This window comes from uncultured Maribacter sp. (assembly GCF_963977385.1).
Classification (GTDB): Bacteria; Bacteroidota; Bacteroidia; order Flavobacteriales; family Flavobacteriaceae; genus Maribacter.
On the sequence record NZ_CAXBOU010000014.1, the window covers coordinates 121,996 to 145,940 of the forward strand.

Below are 23,945 nucleotides of genomic sequence, written 5' to 3' on the forward strand. Positions count from 1 at the left end.
CAATTTGAAAATGAAATAGAAAGATGAAAACACAAAAATACAATACGAGTCAACTCTACGGATTGATGCATACCGACATCGACGGAATCGATTCCCTTATAGAACTGGCCCTGAACATCCGTTGGTCATGGAACCATGCCTCAGATGAGATATGGCAACGACTTGATTCGGAACTCTGGGAATTCACGCGGAATCCATGGGTCATTCTACAAACGGTTTCACGAAATCGGCTGGAGGAGCATTTGGCAGATTCAACTTTTCGGGAAAAGCTCGATGGTTTACTAAAGGCAAACGAGCAAGCGATTTCGACGCCCTCCTGGTTTCAGCAAAACCACCCGAATACAGCCCTTACCACTATCGCGTATTTCAGTATGGAATATATGCTCAATGAGGCCCTGTCTATTTATGCGGGTGGCCTGGGCAATGTAGCGGGAGATCAACTAAAAGCGGCCAGCGATCTGGGCGTACCTGTCGTTGCCGTGGGACTGCTTTATGCCAAAGGCTACTTCCGACAGGAAATAGACAAATATGGTACGCAAAATGCATTGTTCCCCTATAACGATCCGGGGCAATTGCCAATTACACCCTTACGCTTACCAAACGGGGAATGGCTGCGTATAAAGGTATCGTTACCCGGTCACCCGATATGGCTGCGTACTTGGCAAGTACAGGTAGGAAGGTCGATGCTCTATCTGTTGGATAGCAACGATGCCACCAACTTACCAATCCATCGTGGAATTACCGATGAGCTGTACGGCGGAGGGCCAGAATTGCGCATAAAACAGGAAATCATATTGGGCGTGGGAGGGTACAGATTACTAACGGCCTTGAATATAAAGCCCGAAGTATGCCATATGAACGAAGGGCATGCGGCCTTTCTGGTCCTAGAACGGGCCAACGATTTTATGAAGGCGAACGGAACTTCGTTCGAAGAGGCGCTTGCCGTAACTCGAGCCGGCAATCTATTTACGACACATACGGCGGTCGCGGCTGGTTTTGATCACTTCAGTCCCCCGTTAATGGAGTACCATTTAGGAGCTTATGCCAAAGAACAACTGGGCTTGGACTTTAACAATCTGATGGCCTTGGGGCGCGCTGACGCCAATAACCGATCTGAAAGTTTTAACATGGCCTATCTGGCCATTCGTGGAAGCGGGGCGGTTAATGGTGTTAGCCATTTGCATGGAAAGGTAAGCAGAAATCTTTTTAACAACCTTTTCCCACGTTGGCCGGCAGAGGAAGTACCGGTAGGCCATGTAACCAATGGAGTGCACATGCCAAGCTGGGATTCTAAATATGCAGATGAAATTTGGACAGAATCCTGCGGAAAGGATCGTTGGAGGGGCGAACTCGATGACCATTCAGCACATATTTCGAAACTATCCGACGAAAAATTATGGGAATTTAGGAACCGATCTAGAAATCGCCTTGTCGATTTTATAAGGGCAAGGTTTGAAAGGCAGGCAATAGTCTCGGGCCTACCGTCGGAAGTGGTCGAGATCGCAAACCAAGTTTTTGACCCGGACACCTTAACCTTGGGCTTTGCCCGCCGATTTGTTCCCTACAAGAGACCGGACCTCTTATTGCACGATCCGGAACGCTTTATCCGTATCCTTACCAATCCCGAACACCCCGTTCAATTGATACTTGCCGGTAAGGCACCACCTTCCGATGAATCAGGGAAGGCATTGATACGAAAATGGGTGCAATTTATCCAACAGCATAATTTGTACAAGCATGTACTCTTTTTGAGCGACTATGACATAATGCTGGCCGAGAACTTAGTTCAAGGGGTGGATGTGTGGGTAAATACCCCAAGACGGCCATGGGAAGCCAGCGGGACCAGTGGCATGAAAGTTCTTGTAAACGGTGGACTCAATCTGTCGGAACTGGACGGTTGGTGGGCAGAGGCATATACTCCCGAAGTAGGCTGGGCCTTGGGCGATGGCCAAGAACATGGCGACGATCCCACATGGGACGCACACGAGGCAGTAGCACTATATGAAATACTGGAGCAGCAGGTTGTCCCTGAATTCTACGCACGTAACAAAAAAGGAGTGTCAAAAATTTGGGTGGAACGCATGCGAAAAAGTATGGCGACCCTAACGCCCCGTTTTTCCACCAACCGAACGGTTCGCGAATATACGGAGGACTACTATCTGCCAGCGGCAATCAACTATAAAAAATGCGCTGCTATAAAAGGAGCTAAAGGAAAGAGAATTGTTAAAGTACGACATGAGCTCAAAAATAAATGGGATACCATTCAATTTGGTAAAATTGAAATTGATAGTGTAGGTCAAAAACATCACTTTAAAGTACCTATATGGTTGAAAGGAATAAACCCCAAGCATATTCAGGTAGAACTCCTCGCGGAAGGTATTGACGGCGAAGCGCCCGAAAAAATCAAGATGAAATTTGATTGGATGGGAAAAGATGAGGCACATAACTTTTATGCACAGATAAATACTTCCCGGCCTACCGATCACTATACCGCTCGTATTGTACCCAGCTACGAAGGAGTTTCCGTACCGTTGGAGGATAACTTGATACTATGGCAGCATTAAAAATCGAATTTGAAATAAAGAATTAAAATGGAAACACTGGAATATCACGAAATCATATTAAAAAAAGTCAGCTTCGATGAGGAGTTGTTAAAGATTGAACTGAAAAAGGCGGTTCGCAATACCATCTGTTCAAAACAGCCGGCCTTATTGGAATGGTGTGGTAAAGAGCTTGGTGCAAAATATAAAGAATTAGCTTCCTCCTTTATGAAGGGCAAGAATTGTGCTTTTAATGGGTCAGATTCATAATAAGGTTCAGCTAAGGATTATCGCAACAAGAATGTGCTATCAATAATCTAAATAATTATATAACTAGAATAAAAAATGCTTCCGGAAAATTCAAATCTTATAACAATCAATGGCGGTTCATCCAGCATCAAGTTCGCGATGTATGAAATGGCCAAAACTCCGAAACTTATATTTTCCGGGAGCATTAACCGAATTGGGTTGAATGGTACTACCTTCAATGTTAACTATATCGATCAGTACGAAAATGTGGGTTATGAGATATATTGCCCAGGCTTTTACGAAGCCGCCATCTTTCTGATCCTTTGGCTAAAAAAGCAAACTGGGTTTGATAGAATCAAATGTGTCGGCCATCGCATCGTCCATGGGATGAACCATACACATGCGGAAGTAATCGATGCAACCTTGTTAAAGGAATTAAAGCGAATAACGGACTATGACCCAGATCATCTTCCTGCTGAGATCGAAATCATTGAGCTTTTTAGGCAGCGATGCCCTAGTGTATTACAGGTAGCCTGTTTCGATACTTCGTACCATACAACATTGCCCCGTATTGCAAAAATTCTGCCTATACCAAGGCGCTTTGATCAAGCTGGCGTTCAGCGGTATGGTTTTCATGGTTTATCGTATGCCTTTCTTATGGAAAAGCTAAAGGAAATAGCGGGGGCTGATCGAGCTAACGGACGCATCATTCTGGCCCATATTGGGAACGGGGCCAGTATAACGGCCGTAAAAGATGGCAAGAGCTTGGATACGAGTATGGGTTTTACCCCTGCAGGTGGATGTATTATGGGGACGCGAAGTGGCGATCTGGATCCCGGGGTCGCTTGGTATATGATGAACAGCGAGGGAATGAACACCAAACAGTTCAACCATTTGATCAATCATGAGGCCGGTCTCTTGGGAATTTCGGAAACAAGTGCCGACATGCAGGATCTATTACAAATAGAAAGCTCTGACGAACGGGCTGCTGAAGCGGTGGCCCTATTTTGTTATCAGTTAAAGAAATGGATAGGCTCCTTTATGGCGGTACTGGAAGGCCTTGACACCTTAGTTTTTTCAGGGGGCATCGGGGAGAATGCACCCATCATCCGTTCGAGAATCTGTGAAGGTTTAGGTTTTGCCGGAATCGCATTGGATGAAGCGCAAAACGAACAAAATGGATTTGAAATCTCGAAAGCGGACAGCAAAGTAAAAGTTTTGGTTATCCCCACCAACGAGGAGCTGATGATTGCAAAGTGTGCGACGGATCTCTATATCGAATCAAAAAACAGTTAAAAAACAAGTAAGACATGGAAAATCAAAAAAGTAAAAAGGGACAAACACAAATAGCTCCAGAACTTCTGGATAAAATGGATGCCTACTGGCGGGCGGCGAATTACCTCTCAGTTGGTCAGATATATCTATGGGACAATCCCCTGATGCGTAAACCGTTAAAACCCGAACATATCAAACCCATGTTATTGGGGCATTGGGGCACTACGCCCGGCCAGAACTTTATTTATGTTCATCTAAACCGTATCATTAAAAAATACGATTTGAACATGATCTACGTATCGGGTCCCGGCCACGGCGGACCGGCACTTGTTGGGAGTACCTACCTTGAAGGAACGTATAGCGAGGTGTATCCTCACATAAGTCAAGACGAAGACGGATTAAAAAAACTGTTTACCCAATTTTCGTTTCCTGGTGGAATCCCCAGCCATGTATCCCCCGAATGTCCCGGATCCATTCACGAAGGGGGCGAGCTGGGCTATTCGCTCAGCCATGCCTTCGGAGCGGCCTTTGATAATCCGGATCTAATCGTGACCTGCGTAGTGGGCGACGGGGAAGCGGAGACTGGCCCGTTGGCTACCGCATGGCACTCCAACAAATTTCTGAATCCAGTAACCGATGGTACGGTACTTCCTATTCTTCACCTTAATGGATATAAGATTGCCAACCCCACGATTCTTGCCCGGATAGGGGACGTCGAACTGGAACAGCTTTTTTTAGGCTATGGATGGAAGCCCTATTTCATCGAAGGCGATGATCCTATGACGATGCATCGGAAAATGGCGGAATTGCTGGACAAAGTGACTGAGGAAATAAAAACGATAAAGGAAAACGCTGCTCAAAATGACAATTGGGAACGTCCCCATTGGCCAATGATTATCTTAAAATCCCCCAAAGGGTGGACAGGTCCCAAGTTTGTGGATGGTTTGCCCGTGGAAAATCATTTTCGATCACATCAGGTTCCGTTGCCCGATGCAGCCAGTAATCCAGAGCACCTAAAGCAATTGGAAGATTGGTTCAAAAGTTATAAGCCCGAAGAGCTTTTTGATGAACAAGGGCGTCTTTTACCTGAATTGGCAGATCTGGCTCCTAGAGGAGAACAGCGAATGGGTGCCAACCCACATGCCAATGGAGGTCTTTTGTTAAAAGACCTTCTTATGCCCGACTTTAGGGAGTATGGCCTTGATGTATCGGTACGCGGGGAGATGGGAAACGGTGATACCCGTGTTCTGGGAGAATTTGCCAGGGATATTATCAAGCTGAACCGATCGCAACGAAATTTCAGAATCTTTGGACCAGACGAAACACTCTCGAACCGTTTGAACTCGGTTTTCGAGGCTACTAACAGGCAATGGGAAGGAGAGACTATGGAAACCGATGAACTTCTTGAAAAAGACGGCCGTGTTATGGAGATGTTGAGTGAACACCAGTGCGAAGGATGGCTAGAAGGCTATCTTTTGACCGGAAGACATGGTCTTTTCAATTGCTACGAGGCCTTTATCCATATCATCGATTCTATGTTCAACCAACATGCCAAGTGGCTAAAAGTAACTGCTGAACTACCATGGCGCAGAAATATCGCTTCCCTGAACATTCTTTTAGCCTCGCATGTTTGGCGGCAAGACCACAACGGGTTTACCCATCAGGATCCCGGGTTCCTTGATGTTGTGATGAATAAAAAAGCATCGGTGGTGCGCGTATATCTTCCGCCCGATGCCAATTGTCTTTTATCGGTAATGGACCATTGTTTCCGCAGTAAGCATTATGTAAATGTGGTTGTGGCCGGAAAGCACCCGGCACCACAATGGCTTCCCATGGAGGAAGCAGTTGTTCATTGTGCCAAGGGCATCGGTATTTGGACCTGGGCGAGCAATGATAGAGATACAGAACCCGATGTGGTTATGGCTTGCGCAGGGGACGTACCTACCCTAGAGACCTTGGCGGCGGTATCCATATTACGAGAGAAATTGCCAAACCTGAAAATACGCGTGGTAAACGTGGTCGATTTGATGAAGCTACAAACCAATACGGCGCATCCGCATGGATTAACCGATGCTGATTTTGATATGTTATTCACAAAGACCAAACCGGTCATATTCGCCTTTCACGGCTATCCCTGGCTGGTACACCGTCTTACCTACAGCCGTACAAATCATGTTAATATTCATGTTAGGGGCTATAAGGAAGAAGGCACCATAACGACCGCTTTTGATATGACAGTTTTAAATGATATGGATCGTTTTCATTTAGTACAGGATGTCTTGGAACGATTGCCGAACCTAGGGGATGAAGTAGCATATCTGAAACAGGAAATGCAGGACAAGCTCATCGAGCACAACTATTTCATCCGTAAAAATGGGTTGGATATGCCCGAGATCAGAAACTGGAAATGGGAAAATTAAATAGGCTATTCCAACGGATTCTTTTCACTCAAAGAACTTGGTACAACGAATTTTAAAAAGACAAAATGAAAACAACGGTATTCAGTACACATAAATTCGAAGAACCCCATTTGCTATCTTCAAATAAAGGTAAGCATGAACTTAATCTACTTGAAGTACGGTTGACCGAAAGTACGGCTTCCTTGGCTCTTGGCACCGAGGCCATTAGTTTGTTTACAAGCGATGATGCCTCGGCTCTAATACTTGAAGAACTTAAAGATATCGGAATCAAATATATCGCCCTGCGTACCACAGGATACAATAATGTAGATACAAAAAAAGCAGCTGAACTGGGCATCAAAATTTCAAGGGTTCCCGCATATTCCCCTTATGCAATCGCAGAACACACAATGGCGTTGATACTTGCATTGAACCGAAAACTGATCAGAGCCCATAATAGGGTCAGAGATATGAATTTCTCGCTGAACGGACTCACAGGGTTCGACTTGAACGGAAAAACTGTTGGGGTATTGGGAACAGGGAAAATTGGGGCTATCCTGGTTAAAATACTGCATGGTTTTGGTTGTAAAATTTTGGCATATGATACCTCTGAAAATGGAATGCTCATTGAAAAATATGGGGTACGCTATACAGACTGTAAAACGTTATGCAGTGAATCGGATATAATAAGCTTGCATGTCCCCTTAAATTCTTCAACCAAACATTTGATTGATGCCAAGCATATTTCACTAATGAAACCAGGAGTTATGCTTATCAATACCAGTCGCGGAGCATTGGTCGATACCAAAGCGGTTATTGAAGGACTAAAGACCAAGAAGATTGGTTACTTCGGGATTGATGTTTATGAGGAGGAAGAAGGATTGTTCTTTGAAGACCATTCCGATGACATTTTACAAGACGATGTAATTGCCCGTTTAATGACCTTTAACAATGTTTTGATAACCAGTCATCAAGCCTTTTTAACCGAAACAGCATTGACAAATATTGCTGAAACCACGATATATAATCTAGACTGTTTTGAAAAAGGCAAAGTTTCAGGAAACGAAGTTTCTTGATTAAGAAACAAAAATTAGTAGTAACACTTAAATCTTAAAATTATGGATCGAGTAAAAAACAAAGTAGCCATTATCACAGGAGGTGCCTCTGGATTAGGAAAATCAAGTGCTATTTTATTGGCACGCGAAGGAGCAAAAATAGTAATAACAGATTTGGATGAAGAAAAAGGAAATAAAGTAGTCCAACAAATCAAGAACGATGGCGGTGAAGCCATATTTATAAAACAAGATGTATCCAAAGAAGATCAATGGAAAAAGGTAATCGAGACTACGCTCAAGACCTTTGGCAAGCTAAATATCCTGGCTAATGCTGCTGGTATAGCAATCGGTAAAAACGTGGAAGATATCACGCTTGCAGACTGGAAAAAACTTTTAAGCATCAATTTAGATGGCAGTTTCTTAGGTACCCAATACAGTATTAAGGCTATAAAAGAAAGCGGAGAAGGTGGCTCAATCATAAACTTCTCTTCAATTGAAGGCCTTATTGGCGATCCCAATTTAGCTGCATATAACGCAAGTAAGAGTGGTATAACTTTATTTACCAAGTCTGCTGCACTTCATTGCGCGAAACAGGGTTATGGCATCCGTGTCAATTCCATTCATCCAGCCTATATATGGACACCAATGGTAGAAAATTTCCTAAAAGCCCAAGGTGATGTGGAGGAGGGCAAAAAGCAGTTAGAAAGTCTACATCCAGTTGGACACCTTGGAGAACCAGATGACATAGGTTATGGTGTCGTTTATCTAGCTTCGGATGAATCAAAATTTATGACCGGTTCTGAATTGGTAATAGATGGTGGTTACACAGCACAATAACAGAAGAATATAAAATTCAAAAATTATGAAAAATATACTCGTACCCACCGATTTCTCTGAAAACTGCACTAAAGCTGCACATCTAGGGATTAAAATGGCAAAAACATACAATGCAGAAATACACTTTTTGCATCAGATGACCACACCTGTAGATTGGGTAAAATTAGACAAACTTAAAGAAAAGCGTTATCCAGAAACCTTAAAGCAGATAGGTACTGCAAAGGCTAATTTACGTGAACTCGAAAAAATAGCAGAACACGAAGGTCTTAAATGCCGAACCTTTCTTCAGTTCGATTCAGGACAAAAAGATATTTTGGAGCATTCTGGTCATTTTCATCACGATTTCATCATTACAGGAAGTAGTGGTACTAAAGGTCGTGTGAGGGAGATAACAGGTAGTAATGTCGAGAAGATTGTTCGAAAGGCTAATGCCCCAATTATCGTGGTCAAAGAAGAGGAAGTAACGTTTCCTTTTAAGAATATTCTATTTGTCTCTTCTTTTGAAGAAGATGTTAGTCATCCGTTTCAAGCTGTGCTTTCCATAGCTGAAAAATGCGATGCTAAAATTCATTTGTTACGAATCAACACAGAAACAGACTTTAATAATATCAACGCTGGATTAAACCCTGTCAAGCAATTTCTTGAAAAGTTTCCCGCCTTAAAAAACTTTTCTATGAACGTTCACAATGAATCTTCAGTAGAAGAAGGAATCAATACATTTCTAAAACATCAGCCCGCAGATTTGATTGCAATGAGTACTCACGGAAAAACAGGGTTTTTGAGCTTATTTTCAAAAAGTATTGCCGAGGGTGTAACCAATCATTCAGAACTAACTGTGATGACCATACATATTAAAAAATGAAAGATTCAATCAACATAGTGAAATATTCTGGCGACGTGGTTCCTTTTGATGTGGATAAACTTATCAATTCCTTAAGACGTGCACAAGCTAGTGAAGAATTAATTCAGCAAATTGTTGAGCAAGTTGAAAACAAAATATATGAAGGTATTACCACTAAAAAAATCTACCAGATGGCATTTAAAATACTTAAAGGGAAATCACGTGTAAGTGCCTCAAAGTATAAGCTCAAAAAAGCATTGATGGAATTAGGTCCTTCTGGTTTTCCTTTTGAAAAGTTAGTAGGCAAACTATTGGCACACGAAGGATTTTCAACACAGGTTGGTGTTATAGTTCAAGGTAATTGCGTTCAGCACGAAATTGATGTGATAGCGCAAAAAGATAACCAACATTATATGATTGAATGTAAATACCATAGTGACCAAGGAAGGACTTGTAATGTAAAAATTCCGCTCTATATCCAGTCTAGATTTTTGGATGTAAAAGCAAAATGGGAACATCAAAAAGGGCACGAAACTAAACTTCATAAGGGAGGTGTATATACCAATACACGATTTACCACCGATGCTGTGCAATATGGTAAATGCGTAGGATTATTATTGACGAGTTGGGATTACCCGATGGGAAACGGTTTAAAAGACAGAATAGACAAGTTGGGACTACACCCTTTAACGGCATTGACTACCCTGACCAAAGCCGAAAAAACGAAGTTATTGGACACAGGCATTGTGCTCTGCAAAGAGCTTCACAAAAAACCTGCGTTATTGGAACAGATAGGAATTGATAAAAAAAGACACAAAAAGATTTTAGAAGATTCAGAAGCGCTATGTAAAAGCACGTAAGGATTATTAATATAAAAGTTCAACAACCTTAAAACAAAACTTATGAAAACAGATGAACTACAAAAACCGAACAGTATAGATTTAGAGCCATTTTACCAAGCATTGGAAGATGATTCAAAACTACTTGAAGAAGCCCTTGAAATATTATTGGGGATGGTAAACTTTGAACCTAAATCCGTAAAGAAATTGGCGCTTCTTATTAAAGAGGATTCCCGTAATCTATATAATGAAATAGCGGAATTGAGCAAATCAAACCAAGATAAAGGAAACACGCCTTCCTGCTGTGGTGGAAACTAAATAAATACTATAAAGATGAAAAACAATAAAATAAACATCCACTTTTTAGGAGCGGCAGGTACAGTAACTGGCTCAAAATATTTAGTGGATACAGGAGATAAAAAAATACTGATAGACTGCGGACTTTTTCAAGGGTTAAAGGAATTACGGCTCAAAAACTGGGAATACCCACCCGTGGAAGTTTCAGAAATTGATATGGTATTGCTTACTCACGGCCATTTAGACCACACAGGCTATCTACCGCGATTAGTCAAGCAAGGGTTCAAAGGACCTATTTATGGCACCAATCCCACGTTGGATATTGCTAAAATCATTTTGAATGATAGTGCAAAAATTCAAGAACAGGAAGCCGAACGTGCTAACAAAGAAGGCTATTCCAAACACAGTCCTGCTGAACCATTGTATGATTTAAAGGATGTTGAAAAAACCGTTCCACATTTTAAGAACGTTCCACAATCCCAATGGATTCGGCTATTTGATGGTATTAGAGCTCGTTTTCAATATAACGGACATATTCTGGGTGCAACTTACATTGAGTTGGATGTACACGGAAAGCGTTTCGTCTTTTCAGGAGATATTGGAAGAACCAATGATTTATTACTCTATCCACCTCTAAAACCAAAAAAAGCCGATGTGCTTTTCATTGAATCCACTTATGGAGGAAGATTACATCCCGACGAATCGGAAGCACTTCCGCAGATTGAAAAGTTGGTTAACGACACTATCAACAGAGGTGGCAGCCTTTTTGTCCCAAGCTTTTCAGTAGAACGTGCCCAACTGATGATGCTTATTTTTTGGAAATTATTGAAAGAAAAGAAAATCCCAAAAGTACAAATGATAATGGACAGCCCAATGGGAGCGAGTGTATTGGAGTTGTTTCATCGTACAAGAGATTGGCACAGGTTGGAAGACAATGAATGTGATGAAATGTGTTCACATTTCACGGTCGTAAGCAGTTATCGGGAAACTATGGAGTTACGAACAGACGACAAACCAAAAATCGTAATTGCAGGAAGTGGAATGCTTACTGGTGGCAGAATGCTCAATTACCTTGAAACACAAGCACAAAACCCAAACAACACTTTGCTTTTTGTAGGATATCAAGCTGAAGGCACTCGTGGAAGAAAGCTATTGGAAGGCGAAAAAGAATTAAAAGTCTATGGGAAAACGGTATCCTTTCAAATGGAAGTAGCCGAAATTCAAGGTCTCTCTGCACACGCAGACCACGCTGAATTAATTGATTGGATGAGCAAAATAAAAAATAAGCCAGCGCGAATTTTTATTGTGCACGGAGAAAAAGAAAGTGCAGAAGCATTACAGAAAGGCATAATGGAAACTTACGATTGGGATGCTGAAATCCCACAGCTTTATAGCATCGAAGAAATTAAATAGGTTGTAAAAATCACAAAAAATGAAAGCTATGGCAAAACACTCAAATATCCTAAAATATAAACATCTCGGCATTTATACCCAAAACGAAAACGTGGTCTATATGAGGGAAGATTGTCACGTATGTATTTCCGAAGGTTTTGAAGCACTCACAAGAATAAGGATATCAAAGGCAACCCATTCAATTGTAGCAAGCCTCAACATTATAAATTCAGATATGCTGTTGCCCAACGAAATTGGACTATCAGATGCAGCTGCAAAAAAGCTAAATGTTTCAGACAATGACACCCTGTACGTTTCACATTTAGAACCTATTGAATCGTTAAGCCACGTTAGGGCCAAAATCTACAATCAAAAACTGGATTATAAGGCTTATAACGAGATTATAACCGATATCGTTGAAGGCAACTATTCCAACATCCATCTTTCAGCATTTATTACAGCCTGTGCTGGTGACCGGTTGGATATTGATGAAATATCTGACCTTACTAAAGCAATGATAGCATCTGGTCAGCAACTGAATTGGGACAAAGAAATTGTGGTAGATAAGCATTGTATTGGTGGATTACCTGGGAATAGAACCACACCATTAGTGGTTGCCATTGTTGCTGCTTATGGGCTTACAATGCCAAAAACTTCATCACGAGCCATTACTTCGCCAGCAGGCACAGCAGATACTATGGAAGTATTGACCAATGTGACACTTTCTTTAGAAGAAATAAAGTACGTAGTGGAAAAAGAAGGTGGGTGTATTGTGTGGGGCGGAACAGCACAATTAAGCCCAGCGGATGATGTGCTGATTAAAATTGAAAAAGCCTTGGATATTGATAGTGAAGGGCAGCTTATCGCTTCGGTACTTTCGAAAAAAGCTGCGGCAGGTTCCACACACGTTGTCATAGACATTCCCGTGGGAGAAACTGCAAAAGTTAGAAGTGCAGAAATGGCTGAAAAACTTAAGAATCATATGGAAACGGTAGGCAACGCTGTTGGGCTAAATGTGAAAGTAGTTATTACAGATGGTAAGCAGCCCGTTGGAAGAGGAATTGGCCCCACTTTAGAAGCCATCGATATATTAAAGGTTTTAAAAAATGAAGATGATGCACCAATCGACTTAATGGAAAGAGCTTTGCTTTTGGCTGGCGAACTATTAGAACTTTCGGGGAAAGTCGAAAAAGGAAAGGGAACGGAAACCGCCAAAGAAATTCTAAAATCGGGCAAAGCATACAATAAATTTCTTGCCATTTGCAAAGCACAAGGGCGTTTTACAGAACCTGTTCTAGCACCTTATAAAATTGAAATTAAAGCAGAAAAGGCAGGTGTTTTAGAGCGAATAGATAACAGAAAAATTGCAAAACTCGCCAAGCTTTCGGGCGCACCGCAGTCTAAATCGGCAGGGATTCTTTTGAATGTCCATTTAGATGAAAAAATTGAAGAAAACCAATTGTTATATACCATATATGCAGAATCTAAAGGCGAACTCAACTATGCTCTGGAATATAAAAATTATCACAAAAACATATTAACCATAACTTAAAAACAGACACGATGAAAACGATATTATTCAGCCTTCCCGGAAACGAAGAACTTACAGCACTTATGGCAAAAAAAATGGATGCTGAAATTGGAAAAGCAACTTTGCGAAACTTTCCTGATGGAGAATCCTATACACGTATCTTATCTGATGTAAAGGATAAATGTGTTGTACTGATTTGCACCTTGCACGAACCAGACGAAAAATTGTTGCCACTTTATTTTTTAAGTCATACTGCAAAATCATTAGGAGCAATGTGTACGTGCTTGGTAGCACCCTATCTCGCCTATATGCGTCAGGACAAAATTTTCAATGAAGGCGAAGGTGTTACTTCTGGTTTCTTCGGAAAACTAATTTCAGGCTTTGCCGACAGCATTACCACCGTTGACCCACACTTACATAGAATCAGCTCTTTAGGTGAAGTATATGAAATTCCAAACAAAGTCATTCACGCTGCCGATGCTATTTCAGATTGGATAAAGGAAAACATCGAAAATCCAGTACTTATCGGGCCCGATTCTGAAAGTGAGCAGTGGGTTTCGCAAGTTGCCATAAAAGCTGGAGCACCATTTACAGTATTGAAAAAAGTGCGTCACGGCGACCGTGATGTGGAAGTCTCTGTACCAGATGTGGAAAAATATAAAAACGCCACACCAATCTTGGTAGATGATATTATCTCGACGGCGCGAACGATGATTGAAACCGTAGTACATTTAAAAAAAGCAGGAATGAGACCACCCATTTGTGTTGGTATTCACGCAGTTTTCTCAGGAAATGCGTATCAAGATTTGTTGGATTCAGGAGTAAAAGAGATAATTACCTGCAATACCATTCCACATCCTTCCAATGGCATTGATTTAAGCGATATACTAGCTAAGGAGGTAAAGAAATTAATGCATCATATATGAGAAAACGAGTTTTTATAGTACTAATCATATTATTCAGCATATCAATGACTGGACAAACTGAAATGCTTATCGGGCAGATTTCGGGTAGGAATATAGTTCGCGAAAACTTTGATGAAGAAGGTGCTTTTCTCAACAAGCAAATTTTTGAATCTGGAAAAGTTATCGATAAAAATGGATATTATGAAATTGAGGTAGTTACAGAATTATTTGACAAAGACAAAAAATCTACCGATAAATACACAACGACTTATCGCTGTAAGCCTAATGAAGCCAGCGTAATGGTAATGGCATTTCCATTTTCCAACCCAAAATCAAAGGAAACCGAAATCAATACCACTTCTAAAAATTTTAAAGAACTATACGATTTAAATAACCTTGAAAATATAGAACTGGAAATGAGTTTTGACTCGGGCTTATTAAACTTTTTTGGTTCAAAAAGTACTATAAAAATATACGACCGAAAAGTAGATGGTAACAAAAGTAATATTAAATCAAAAATCAATATTAAGGCTTATGCGTGGGGAATTCGAATTAAGCAACTCAATTATAATGTCAAAGAAGAATTGAACGTTAAAGGTCTATTGACCTTTCAGAAATTTACTGAAGCCGATGGTAGTTATTTTACAATGACTTATAAATAAAAACAAATGAAAAATTACGATACCCTTTCAGAAACTATGGCCCATTTACAGAAAAAAGGATATACGACCGATTTTAATCTGAAGACTGAACATCTGGAATGCAATGCCTTAAAATTGAAATTACATCCCGAAGATTTTGATGTGGATGAAACACATCGTTTTGAAGGTATGAGTAGTACCGACGACAATAGCGTTCTCTATGCTATTTCATCATTGAATGGGGTTAAAGGACTTCTAGTAGATGCCTATGGAGTTTATGCCGAAAATATTTCGGAAGAAATGAGAAAAAAATTACGATAAAAAATGATAGACCTAGATATAATTTCGACTAATCCGCCCTCGAATATTTCAAAAAACGAGGGCAAGAAGAGTTTGATTAAGCTACGTAAGGAACTTTTTGAACTTCAGAACAAGTTTTATGCTGATGGACGTTTTGGCTTACTTATTATACTGCAAGGTATGGATACCTCAGGTAAAGACGGTACCATTCGCCATTCCCTTAACAGTATGAATCCGCAAGGCGTTCAAGTAAAATCATTTAAAAAACCAACCGAGGAAGAGTTGAAACACGACTTTCTATGGCGAGTCTATCCGCATGTTCCACCAAAGGGGATGATTCAAATTTTTAACCGTTCGTATTACGAAGATTTACTAATGCCTATGATAGGTAATTCGCTGCCAGAGGAAGTACTTGCCCACCGTTGCAAGCTTATTAAATACTTGGAGCAGCATTTGAAGCAAAACAATATTCACGTACTTAAATTTTTTCTACATATCTCTAAAGAAGAACAGGGAGAGCGCATCAAGGAAAGGCTAACCAAACCGCATAAACGCTGGAAATACAATATCGAAGATGAAAAGGCAGCCGAACAATGGGATGCTTATAGAGCTGCCTATAATATGGCAATAACTAACTGCGATGATCCTTCTTGGCATATTATACCAGCAGATAAACGTTGGTATCGCAACTATAGTGTTGCCAATATACTGACGGACCATCTAAAAAAACACAATTTAAAATATCCTAACACCTAAAAATAACATACTATGGACAATAACAAAGACAAAGAAATGAACCACTCGAAAATGGATCATTCAAAAATGGATCACTCGAAAATGGAAAGCCCAAAATCCAACGACCACAGTAAGATGGATCATAGTAAAATGGATCATTCAAAGATGGGACATTCCGATCATGGAGGAAGTGTTCCTATGGGAATGGCAGGTCATGACCATCATAAAATGATGATTGCTGATTTTAGAAAACGTTTTTGGGTAACATTAGCACTAACAATTCCCATACTTTTTCTATCACCGATGATTCAAGAATTTTTTGGATATAGCTTTTTACTTCCTGGCAATCCATATGTACTTTTTGCTCTTTCTACCATTGTATATTTCTATGGTGGCTGGCCTTTTCTTAAAGGATTTGTTTCTGAAATAAAAAAAGGAGCACCTGGAATGATGACTTTAATATCAATGGCAATAAGTGTCGCTTACTTTTATAGTTCGGCTACTGTCTTTGGTTTGAAAGGAGTTGACTTCTTCTGGGAACTGGCTACTTTAATCGCCATTATGCTTATTGGTCATTGGATAGAAATGAAGAGTGTTTTGGGAGCATCAAAGGCCTTACAATTATTGGTCAGTATGATGCCTGCGGAAGCACATCGAGTAAAAGGAGACACCATTGAGGACATCAAATTAGAGAATTTATTAAAAAATGATATCATATTAGTTAAGCCTGGAGAAAAAGTTCCTGCTGATGGAATTATTACAGAAGGTTCTAGTTATTTGAACGAATCTATGCTTACAGGAGAATCAAAACCTGTAAAAAAAGAAGCAAAAGACAAAGTGATTGGTGGTTCTGTAAATGGTAATAGCACCTTAAAAGTTAAAGTAGAGCATACGGGTAAAGATAGCTATCTCAACAAAGTAATTACTATGGTTGAAGAAGCTCAAAAAACCAAATCTAAAATGCAAAATCTTTCTGATAGAGCAGCGAAATGGTTGACGTATATTGCTCTAGCTATCGGTTTTGGGACGCTTGCAGTTTGGTTAATTTTGGGCTTTCCATTTGTCTATGCTTTAGAAAGAATGGTTACCGTTATGGTCATTGCCTGCCCACACGCACTTGGTCTAGCTATTCCTTTAGTGGTTGCAATTTCTACCGCAGTATCTGCCCAAAATGGTTTGTTGATTCGCAATAGAACTGCCTTCGAGGAATCACGTAAGATATCAGCCTTATTATTTGACAAGACAGGAACATTGACTAAAGGAGATTTTGGTGTTACCCGAATTGAATCTGTAAATGAGTCTTATACACCTCAAGAAATTTTAAGGTTTTCAAGCTCATTAGAGCAAAGTTCAGAACATCCTATTGCAGTAGGTATCATCAAAAAAGTCAAGGAAGACAAAATCACTATTCCCAATAACGAAAAATTTAATGCAATTACAGGAAAAGGTGTAGAGGCAAAAGTAGAAGGCAAACAAATTAAAGTAGTAAGTCCTGGATATTTAAGAGATGAAAAAATCACCATTCCTAAGGATGCCTATAGTGATGCTGCAGAAACTGTTGTTTTTGTTATGATTGACGGAGAATTAGCTGGATATATTGCGCTTGCAGATGAAATTAGACCAGAATCGGCTGAAGCAATAAAGATCTTCAAAAAGAACAACATTAAAGTATTAATGGCAACAGGAGATAATGAGCAAACCGCTAAAGCCGTTAGCGAAAAGCTTGGATTGGATGGCTATTATGCTGAAGTGCTACCACACCAAAAAGTAGAAATTGTAAAAGAATTGCAAGATAAAGGAGAATTTGTTGCTATGACTGGTGATGGTGTAAATGATGCGCCCGCATTAGCGCAAGCTAATGTTGGAATCGCTGTAGGTTCAGGTTCTGATATTGCTGCAGAAACTGCCGATATTATATTGGTAAATAGTAATCCTCAAGATATTGCCAACTTAATTTTGTTTGGAAAAGCGACCTACAATAAAATGATTCAGAACTTAATATGGGCAACTGGTTATAATGTAATTGCTATTCCACTAGCTGCTGGTGTGCTATACTCTTCTGGCTTTGTTTTAGGTCCAGCAGTAGGAGCTGTATTTATGAGTTTGAGTACTATAATCGTCGCCATTAATGCTCAATTATTAAAGCGAAAAATCGGTAAAAAATAATGAAAAGAAAAGAAAAACTCAATAGAATATATTTAATCTTATTGAGTCTATTTGTAGTAATGTTAGGGTATGGTATTTTATTACCTACCCTTCCTTACTATACCGAAAGATTGGCGTTAAAGGATAATCTGGACACAGAACTGATTAATTTCCATATCGGAATGTTGACCAGTATTTATCCGCTGTTCCAGCTTTTGTTCGTAATAGTTTGGGGCAAGCTTTCCGATAAATATGGTCGTAAGCCTCTAATCGTAATCGGTCTCATTGGGTTTGTAGTGATGAACTTGCTAACGGGTCTGGCAACGTCACTTACAATGCTTTACATAGCCCGAATCGTAGGGGGAATATTTACATCATCGGTAATTCCAGTCAGTAATGCCTACTTAAGCGATATAACCTCAGAAAAGCGACGGACCAAGATAATGGCCTGGTCCGGGGTGGCTATCAGTTCGGGACTTATTTTTGGGCCTGTTTTGGGAGGATTTCTGTCGCAAACGAACCTACACTTTAAATTTTCAATTGGAGTATTCCATTTGGATCGTTTTTCGGTTCCGTTTATATTAGCTGCTCTTTTGGGCTTTGTTGTAGTACTGATAATAGGAAAATGGTTGAAGAATACGGAAATAAAAAGGCGTATTGCTTCTAAGGGTAATAAATTCAGTTTTTCGCTGAGCACATATTTTATCGTTTTGCTGCTGCTATCCTTTGTCATGCAATTTGTGGTTACTTTATTTGAGACAGTATTTTCGATTTACGGGAAGGATGAGTTGGCATTCACAAGTAATCAAGTGGGTATTGGTTTTATGCTTTGCGGTTCGGTGATGGCCGTTTTACAACCTGTATTCGCAACCTATGGCGAAAAAATATTGACCTCTAAACAGCAAATAATATTAGGGTTATTGATATCCGGAGTTTCGTTAATTGTGTTCCCTTTCGTAAACAATGAGCTAAACGTTTATCTCATGATTATACTTTTTGCAGCCGGGGGAGCTATGGTAACACCGAACCTACTTTCGGCGGTTTCCTTGATATCCAAGGAAAACACGGGAAGGAATATATCCATACAAAGTTCCACGAACAGTATCGGTCAAATTTTAGGTCCAGTATTGGGGACTTGGCTGATTGCCGGAGGGTTTTATTATCCCTTCATCATTGCTGGTGTATCCGTTTTGGGAGCTATGGGACTAGTTTATTTTTTGAAGACACAAGATAAAGAGGTTGATGAGAATTTATTGGCCGACCAGCATAAAAAACTATAGCGATGGACCATAACTATACAGTTAGAAAACAAGGTGAAACGGTATTTCAAAATATTCCCGACAAAGGAAAATATGTTGAGTTGGTACATTCGGGAGAAGACTATTTTTTGCGGCTTGAAAAATTAATAGATAAGGCAGAAAAGGAAATCCATTTACAAACCTATATATTTGAGAACGATGAAACAGGAAACCGAATAGCTGCCTGTTTGAAGAAAGCCGCTCAACGAAAGGTAAAAGTATACGTCTTATTGGATGCCTATGGTAGTGCTGCATTACCCGATAGTTTTGCGGATGATATGGTGCAACATGGTATTTTACTTCGGTTTTTTTCGCCATTATTCTCCCTGAACAACTTTTATATCGGCAGACGAATGCACCATAAAATAGTGGTCGCCGATGAAAAAATAGCGCTGATAGGCGGAATCAATATCGCCAATAAATACCATGGAACCGGAGCTGCAGAACCTTGGTTGGACTATGCCGTTCAGTTAAATTGCCCGGCAGCTGAAAACCTGCAAAAACTGTGTAGCGATTATTTTCTCAAAAAAGGGAGCTCAAAAAAAATATCACCAGTGCTACATTCGGCAGGTAGCGCACTTGTAGGAATTTTACAAAACGATTGGCTACAGCGAAAAACAGAAGTCTGTGATGCCTACACGACTGCCTTGATTAATGCCGAAAAGGAAATAATTATCGTAGGCTCGTATTTTTTGCCGGGAAGCAGAATAGCAAAGGCATTGAAAAAAGCCAGTAAAAGAGGAATAAAAACAACGGTGATCTTAGCTGGCATTAGCGATGTGCCTTTAGTACGTCGGGCTACCGAACATTTGTACTCCTATTTTCTAAACCATCATATGCAGATATATGAGTGGAACAAATCCGTAGTTCATGGTAAAGCAGCGGTAATAGATAATAAATGGTCTACCGTAGGCTCATTCAACCTGAACAGTCTTAGTTGCTATGGCAGTATTGAAATGAACGTAGAGATTCACTCCGTCGAATTTGCAAAAACCCTGAGGACCGAATTTGAAAAGGTTATCAGCGAGTGTAGCGAAATTACAAATGGGACACTCAGACAAAGAGCAAGTATATTCAACAAGTTGGGCAATTGGGTTTCTTATCAAATAGTACGTACAACCATGCTTTTTCTAACCTTTCTTCCTCATTTAAGGTTTTTGAAAAACTAAAGGTTATAAGGCGTTGGCAAATGGTTATATGATTTATGGTAGGCAAGTAGAAAACTAAGTGCTCGAAGACGATGAAAAAAATAATGATAAAAAAATGAAGAAGATTTCATCTTTCCAGAGTTAAAAAAACAGATTTAAATAATGCCTAGGATGTTTATAATAAATTATAAACAGCAAATAAAATATTTAATGATTCTCTTAAATCAATAACCACGAATACCGATATAAAAAAAACACTAGGCATATTGTCAGGCATAGTTTTGGAAATATTGCTGGGGATACTATTCACCCTTTAATGCTTCAAAACTGTTTAGACATAGCGACCTTAAAAACAACTATAAATTATCAATCAAATTTTATTCATCGAGGTAGAGATGTGGCCTTAGACAGTGTTTTAAATTTTATAAAAAGGCATACTTATTGATGTATTTGTAAGAAAAAGCTGTCTAAAGATTGTCATCCCTCAAATCCTAAATATTAGTAATATAAATATGACCCTCAGATAAGCAGTTGCAATTAACAGATCTGCAAAAATGGGAAGGAATGAAGGAAAAATTACTTTTAACGCAAGAATTACACACGACATTAGCTGAGATTAAAAATACTACTACTAATATACTTGAACGTGCAAACCGTTCAATCACGTTATGTCGCAATCTACTCAGAAAATTTAAAATGGATATTTTTGTAGATGGATTTCAATCAGAAGAAGAGGAAATCAATTTTTTCAAAAATGTAAAACAAATACCTTTAAAGGAACTAATTTATTTTTCAGAAGTTCGCTCCTTTGAAATTCAATTTCCAAAAGCCAATATAGGTCGTCAACGTAAGTTCATCAAAAAGAAAATCAATAAGCTGAATCGCTTCTTTCTCTACAACATGGATTTCGGACAATATGTTGATTCGGGAGCGTCCCATTTCGATAAAGAGTATTACACCAGAGATTTATTAGACAGCTATCACATTACCACTTCAAAATTTTATTTTCAAGATCCGGATTTTTTTACACCCCGAGATATGCTCTTGGGAAAATTAAAGGCATATCATCGATTTATTATCTATTTAGAAAACAGATTATTTAAGCTTGAGAATTCTTTGAATGGCAAAACCATAATTGATCCAACAAATAAACTTCATTGGCCATACAGTAATACAGATTATGTTGAGTTACTCTATGCATTATGTTTGAGAGGCTTGGGAAAACAAGACAATCAAAGCATAATGCAAGTGTCTAAAAAACTACAACAGCTATTTGATTTTGAACCAAAAGATATTTATAAGACCTACCAGGACATAAAAAACAGAAAAAATAGCAGAACGCTTTTTTTGGACCAACTTTCTACATCATTAATCATAGAAATGGATAAAAGTGAAGCGTGATTTTTTCTTCAACCCCTTATTTTACTGATGAAACACGACCGTACTACGGTTGACCTACGGTAATTCAATTTTTTAATGAATTTTGCTCTTTTTACTTTTGTAAAAGCGTACTTACACGCATCAAAATCAACCAAACAGCATCAAATTTCAAAATGTTAAATTTTGACCGTAGTACGGTCGTACTGGGGAATAAAATCCGATAAACCTATTCAAATTTGTAGAACGAAAGTCAAATCAGGTTAGGGGCTATCAATTAAAAGTTCAAACTCAGATAGTCCCTTACCATTAAACCCGTTTTATTATGCCGACAAGTATTATTACCACAGACGACCTTCGGGAATTCAAACTAGAATTACTCGATGACATTAAAAAACTATTGACCAATCAGGCCAAGGGAAAGCTCAAGAAATACCTCAAATCTTCCGAGGTTATGGATTTATTGCAAGTAAGTCCAGGTACCTTACAAAATCTTCGTATCAATGGTACGTTGCCTTATACCAAAGTTGGGGGAATCATTTACTATGATGCCGAAGAAATTCAAACGATAATGACCGCCAACCGTGTGCAACACGGTCTTAATTCTTAGGCGATGAACTATATAAAGCTACTCAATGCGGCTTTTGAAAAGTTCTTTTTTGATGACCGGCTCAATCCTACGCATATCAGTTTGTATATGGCGCTGTTCCAAGAATGGAACAGCTCTAGATTTGCGGATGAGTTTTACGTGAACCGCAGGGATTTGATGCTTGCGTCCAAAATAGGCTCAAAATCAACATACCACAGATGTGTGACCGATTTAGATGCTTGGGACTACCTAAGCTACTTTCCTTCCAACAATCCATACAAGGGCAGTAAAATCAAGATGTCCATTATCGGGACAAGTGATGAACCGGATATGGGACGGTACAGTCCCATATTAGAACAGGTTGCGGAACAGTACCGTCCCAATGGTGTACCGCTTGTGGGACAGCACCATCCCATAAACGGACAAGCTGTGGACTCGCACCGTCCCATAGGTGGACAAGCATTGGTATCTACTATAAACAATACCAAACAAGTAAACAATATAAAACAACCAAATGGCTGGCAGGCCGTTATTGATTTTTTTATTGAAAAAGGTTTTAATGCTGATGAAGGAAAAAAATTCTTTGCCCATTACGAAACTCGTAATTGGCAAACTAGCGACGGAAAAGCGATTAGAGATTGGCGCGCCGTAGCCACAAATTGGATGGATAGAGCTGAACTTTTCGCTGAGGAAAACAAACCAAACTTTAAAGAGGCGTCCCAAATCAAGGACAACTTGCGAACCACTAAAAACAAAGACTATGGACAACCCCTCTAAAATTACCGAAGGTGGCGTGGAATATTCGCTAGGAAAATTTGATGGCAAAAGTGTTCTCTACGATTTTGATAAAATCTTGATTTACTTGAATGCCAAAGGCAGACAATTATTCGGAAAAAATTTCAGAATCTATGATGAAGACATTACAATCATCCGAAAGCTCTGCCACTATTTCATCAAGGACAAAGACAATTGTGAAAAGTATGAAATAGATATTGATAAGGGCATTTTACTTTCTGGACCAGTAGGCTGCGGAAAAACAAGTTTAATGAAATTATTGCGACACATCGTACCGCTACAACGACCGTACGAAATGATTCCGTGCAGGAATGTAGCTTTCAGTTTTAACCATCTAGGCTTTAAAACCATTGAGGATTACGGCAATACTAAATTCTATTGCTTTGATGATTTAGGTATTGAACCTGCTGGACGGTTTTATGGCAAAGACTTAAACGTAATGGGCGAAGTATTACTTTCTCGATACGAACTTTACCTCGAAACCAAACACAAAGTTAAAACCCACGCGACCACCAACCTAAATGCCGAGGAATTAGAAGAACGTTATGGTAATCGTGTTCGTAGCAGAATGCGAGAACTGTTTAATTTGATTGCTTTTGATAAGGGTGCTGGGGATAAGAGGAAATAATTTAACCTCTAAAAGATTTATATAACAAAACCACTTCTGAAATAAGCTCTTCTATGATAGCTTTTAAACTCTTGGTTAACTCTAAAAATATGTCTTTCATAACGCTACTGTTTTTTTAGGGATTGTAAA

Annotated in this window: 22 protein-coding genes; all 22 read left to right on the top strand. The window is 39.6% G+C overall.

The features are described from left to right. Window positions 1-23 precede the first annotated feature (23 nt). The 22 genes from glgP to AAC084_RS15005 all read left to right on the top strand — a co-directional run bounded on the left by glgP (window position 24) and on the right by AAC084_RS15005 (window position 23,816). Window positions 24-2,564 (top strand): alpha-glucan family phosphorylase, encoded by a 2,541-nt coding sequence (gene glgP / locus AAC084_RS14900; RefSeq protein WP_339840990.1) that lies wholly within the window; start codon window positions 24-26, stop codon window positions 2,562-2,564. Between the two features lie 27 nt (window positions 2,565-2,591). Beyond that, window positions 2,592-2,810, top strand: coding sequence for a hypothetical protein (locus AAC084_RS14905; RefSeq protein ID WP_339840991.1), 219 nt, complete (start codon window positions 2,592-2,594; stop codon window positions 2,808-2,810). Window positions 2,811-2,885: 75 nt separating this feature from the next. Continuing rightward, window positions 2,886-4,085: an acetate/propionate family kinase gene (locus AAC084_RS14910; RefSeq protein WP_339840992.1), complete on the top strand. Its 1,200-nt coding sequence runs from the start codon at window positions 2,886-2,888 to the stop codon at window positions 4,083-4,085. 14 nt (window positions 4,086-4,099) lie between these two features. Continuing rightward, window positions 4,100-6,484 (top strand): phosphoketolase family protein, encoded by a 2,385-nt coding sequence (locus AAC084_RS14915; protein WP_339840993.1) that lies wholly within the window; start codon window positions 4,100-4,102, stop codon window positions 6,482-6,484. 65 nt (window positions 6,485-6,549) lie between these two features. Next, complete coding sequence (locus tag AAC084_RS14920) at window positions 6,550-7,539, top strand: 2-hydroxyacid dehydrogenase (protein ID WP_339840995.1); 990 nt, start codon at window positions 6,550-6,552, stop codon at window positions 7,537-7,539. A 42-nt stretch (window positions 7,540-7,581) separates the two neighbouring features. Beyond that, on the top strand, window positions 7,582-8,355 hold the full coding sequence (locus AAC084_RS14925) for an SDR family oxidoreductase (RefSeq protein WP_339840996.1): 774 nt from the start codon (window positions 7,582-7,584) through the stop codon (window positions 8,353-8,355). 25 nt (window positions 8,356-8,380) lie between these two features. Then, window positions 8,381-9,217, top strand: a complete 837-nt coding sequence (locus AAC084_RS14930; RefSeq protein WP_339840997.1) for a universal stress protein — start codon at window positions 8,381-8,383, stop codon at window positions 9,215-9,217. Continuing rightward, the gene (locus AAC084_RS14935) at window positions 9,214-10,056 is read left to right on the top strand and encodes an ATP cone domain-containing protein (protein ID WP_339840998.1); all 843 of its coding nucleotides are present in this window, start codon (window positions 9,214-9,216) and stop codon (window positions 10,054-10,056) included. Before AAC084_RS14930 ends, AAC084_RS14935 begins: the two co-directional genes overlap by 4 nt. Before the next feature lie 42 nt (window positions 10,057-10,098). After that, a complete protein-coding gene (locus AAC084_RS14940) occupies window positions 10,099-10,353 on the top strand; it encodes a hypothetical protein (RefSeq protein WP_339840999.1) in 255 nt (84 codons plus the stop codon). Window positions 10,354-10,368: 15 nt separating this feature from the next. Beyond that, complete coding sequence (locus AAC084_RS14945; protein WP_339841000.1) at window positions 10,369-11,745, top strand: MBL fold metallo-hydrolase; 1,377 nt, start codon at window positions 10,369-10,371, stop codon at window positions 11,743-11,745. 28 nt (window positions 11,746-11,773) lie between these two features. After that, on the top strand, window positions 11,774-13,276 hold the full coding sequence (locus AAC084_RS14950; RefSeq protein WP_339841001.1) for a thymidine phosphorylase family protein: 1,503 nt from the start codon (window positions 11,774-11,776) through the stop codon (window positions 13,274-13,276). An 11-nt stretch (window positions 13,277-13,287) separates the two neighbouring features. Further along, window positions 13,288-14,181 carry a ribose-phosphate pyrophosphokinase gene (locus AAC084_RS14955; RefSeq protein ID WP_339841002.1) on the top strand — a complete coding sequence of 298 codons (894 nt, stop codon included), beginning with the start codon at window positions 13,288-13,290 and terminating at the stop codon, window positions 14,179-14,181. Continuing rightward, window positions 14,178-14,822 (top strand): hypothetical protein, encoded by a 645-nt coding sequence (locus AAC084_RS14960; protein WP_339841003.1) that lies wholly within the window; start codon window positions 14,178-14,180, stop codon window positions 14,820-14,822. The genes AAC084_RS14955 and AAC084_RS14960 overlap by 4 nt, the downstream gene beginning before the upstream one ends. 6 nt (window positions 14,823-14,828) lie before the next feature. Further along, a complete protein-coding gene (locus tag AAC084_RS14965) occupies window positions 14,829-15,122 on the top strand; it encodes a phosphoribosylpyrophosphate synthetase (protein WP_339841005.1) in 294 nt (97 codons plus the stop codon). A gap of 3 nt (window positions 15,123-15,125) precedes the next feature. Further along, the gene (locus tag AAC084_RS14970; RefSeq protein ID WP_339841006.1) at window positions 15,126-15,857 is read left to right on the top strand and encodes a PPK2 family polyphosphate kinase; all 732 of its coding nucleotides are present in this window, start codon (window positions 15,126-15,128) and stop codon (window positions 15,855-15,857) included. Between the two features lie 12 nt (window positions 15,858-15,869). Beyond that, the gene (locus AAC084_RS14975) at window positions 15,870-18,002 is read left to right on the top strand and encodes a copper-translocating P-type ATPase (RefSeq protein WP_339841007.1); all 2,133 of its coding nucleotides are present in this window, start codon (window positions 15,870-15,872) and stop codon (window positions 18,000-18,002) included. Continuing rightward, window positions 18,002-19,261: an MFS transporter gene (locus tag AAC084_RS14980; RefSeq protein ID WP_339841008.1), complete on the top strand. Its 1,260-nt coding sequence runs from the start codon at window positions 18,002-18,004 to the stop codon at window positions 19,259-19,261. The genes AAC084_RS14975 and AAC084_RS14980 overlap by 1 nt, the downstream gene beginning before the upstream one ends. 2 nt (window positions 19,262-19,263) lie before the next feature. Further along, window positions 19,264-20,448, top strand: a complete 1,185-nt coding sequence (locus tag AAC084_RS14985; RefSeq protein WP_339841009.1) for a phospholipase D-like domain-containing protein — start codon at window positions 19,264-19,266, stop codon at window positions 20,446-20,448. Window positions 20,449-20,991: 543 nt separating this feature from the next. Continuing rightward, window positions 20,992-21,828 (top strand): RteC domain-containing protein, encoded by an 837-nt coding sequence (locus AAC084_RS14990; RefSeq protein WP_339841011.1) that lies wholly within the window; start codon window positions 20,992-20,994, stop codon window positions 21,826-21,828. A 301-nt stretch (window positions 21,829-22,129) separates the two neighbouring features. Next, on the top strand, window positions 22,130-22,414 hold the full coding sequence (locus tag AAC084_RS14995) for a helix-turn-helix domain-containing protein (RefSeq protein ID WP_339841012.1): 285 nt from the start codon (window positions 22,130-22,132) through the stop codon (window positions 22,412-22,414). A gap of 3 nt (window positions 22,415-22,417) precedes the next feature. Then, entirely contained in the window at window positions 22,418-23,170 is a 753-nt protein-coding gene (locus AAC084_RS15000; RefSeq protein ID WP_339841013.1) for a hypothetical protein, read from the top strand. Next, complete coding sequence (locus AAC084_RS15005) at window positions 23,154-23,816, top strand: ATPase (RefSeq protein WP_339841014.1); 663 nt, start codon at window positions 23,154-23,156, stop codon at window positions 23,814-23,816. Before AAC084_RS15000 ends, AAC084_RS15005 begins: the two co-directional genes overlap by 17 nt. Window positions 23,817-23,945 lie beyond the last annotated feature (129 nt).

Excerpts from the sequence above, each read along its gene's own strand:
- glgP (WP_339840990.1), top strand. The coding sequence starts at position 24 with ATGAAAACACAAAAATACAATACGAGTCAACTCTACGGATTGATGCAT.
- AAC084_RS14905 (WP_339840991.1), top strand. The coding sequence starts at position 2,592 with ATGGAAACACTGGAATATCACGAAATCATATTAAAAAAAGTCAGCTTC.
- AAC084_RS14910 (WP_339840992.1), top strand. The coding sequence starts at position 2,886 with ATGCTTCCGGAAAATTCAAATCTTATAACAATCAATGGCGGTTCATCC.
- AAC084_RS14915 (WP_339840993.1), top strand. The coding sequence starts at position 4,100 with ATGGAAAATCAAAAAAGTAAAAAGGGACAAACACAAATAGCTCCAGAA.
- AAC084_RS14920 (WP_339840995.1), top strand. The coding sequence starts at position 6,550 with ATGAAAACAACGGTATTCAGTACACATAAATTCGAAGAACCCCATTTG.
- AAC084_RS14925 (WP_339840996.1), top strand. The coding sequence starts at position 7,582 with ATGGATCGAGTAAAAAACAAAGTAGCCATTATCACAGGAGGTGCCTCT.
- AAC084_RS14930 (WP_339840997.1), top strand. The coding sequence starts at position 8,381 with ATGAAAAATATACTCGTACCCACCGATTTCTCTGAAAACTGCACTAAA.
- AAC084_RS14935 (WP_339840998.1), top strand. The coding sequence starts at position 9,214 with ATGAAAGATTCAATCAACATAGTGAAATATTCTGGCGACGTGGTTCCT.
- AAC084_RS14940 (WP_339840999.1), top strand. The coding sequence starts at position 10,099 with ATGAAAACAGATGAACTACAAAAACCGAACAGTATAGATTTAGAGCCA.
- AAC084_RS14945 (WP_339841000.1), top strand. The coding sequence starts at position 10,369 with ATGAAAAACAATAAAATAAACATCCACTTTTTAGGAGCGGCAGGTACA.
- AAC084_RS14950 (WP_339841001.1), top strand. The coding sequence starts at position 11,774 with ATGGCAAAACACTCAAATATCCTAAAATATAAACATCTCGGCATTTAT.
- AAC084_RS14955 (WP_339841002.1), top strand. The coding sequence starts at position 13,288 with ATGAAAACGATATTATTCAGCCTTCCCGGAAACGAAGAACTTACAGCA.
- AAC084_RS14960 (WP_339841003.1), top strand. The coding sequence starts at position 14,178 with ATGAGAAAACGAGTTTTTATAGTACTAATCATATTATTCAGCATATCA.
- AAC084_RS14965 (WP_339841005.1), top strand. The coding sequence starts at position 14,829 with ATGAAAAATTACGATACCCTTTCAGAAACTATGGCCCATTTACAGAAA.
- AAC084_RS14970 (WP_339841006.1), top strand. The coding sequence starts at position 15,126 with ATGATAGACCTAGATATAATTTCGACTAATCCGCCCTCGAATATTTCA.
- AAC084_RS14975 (WP_339841007.1), top strand. The coding sequence starts at position 15,870 with ATGGACAATAACAAAGACAAAGAAATGAACCACTCGAAAATGGATCAT.
- AAC084_RS14980 (WP_339841008.1), top strand. The coding sequence starts at position 18,002 with ATGAAAAGAAAAGAAAAACTCAATAGAATATATTTAATCTTATTGAGT.
- AAC084_RS14985 (WP_339841009.1), top strand. The coding sequence starts at position 19,264 with ATGGACCATAACTATACAGTTAGAAAACAAGGTGAAACGGTATTTCAA.
- AAC084_RS14990 (WP_339841011.1), top strand. The coding sequence starts at position 20,992 with ATGAAGGAAAAATTACTTTTAACGCAAGAATTACACACGACATTAGCT.
- AAC084_RS14995 (WP_339841012.1), top strand. The coding sequence starts at position 22,130 with ATGCCGACAAGTATTATTACCACAGACGACCTTCGGGAATTCAAACTA.
- AAC084_RS15000 (WP_339841013.1), top strand. The coding sequence starts at position 22,418 with ATGAACTATATAAAGCTACTCAATGCGGCTTTTGAAAAGTTCTTTTTT.
- AAC084_RS15005 (WP_339841014.1), top strand. The coding sequence starts at position 23,154 with ATGGACAACCCCTCTAAAATTACCGAAGGTGGCGTGGAATATTCGCTA.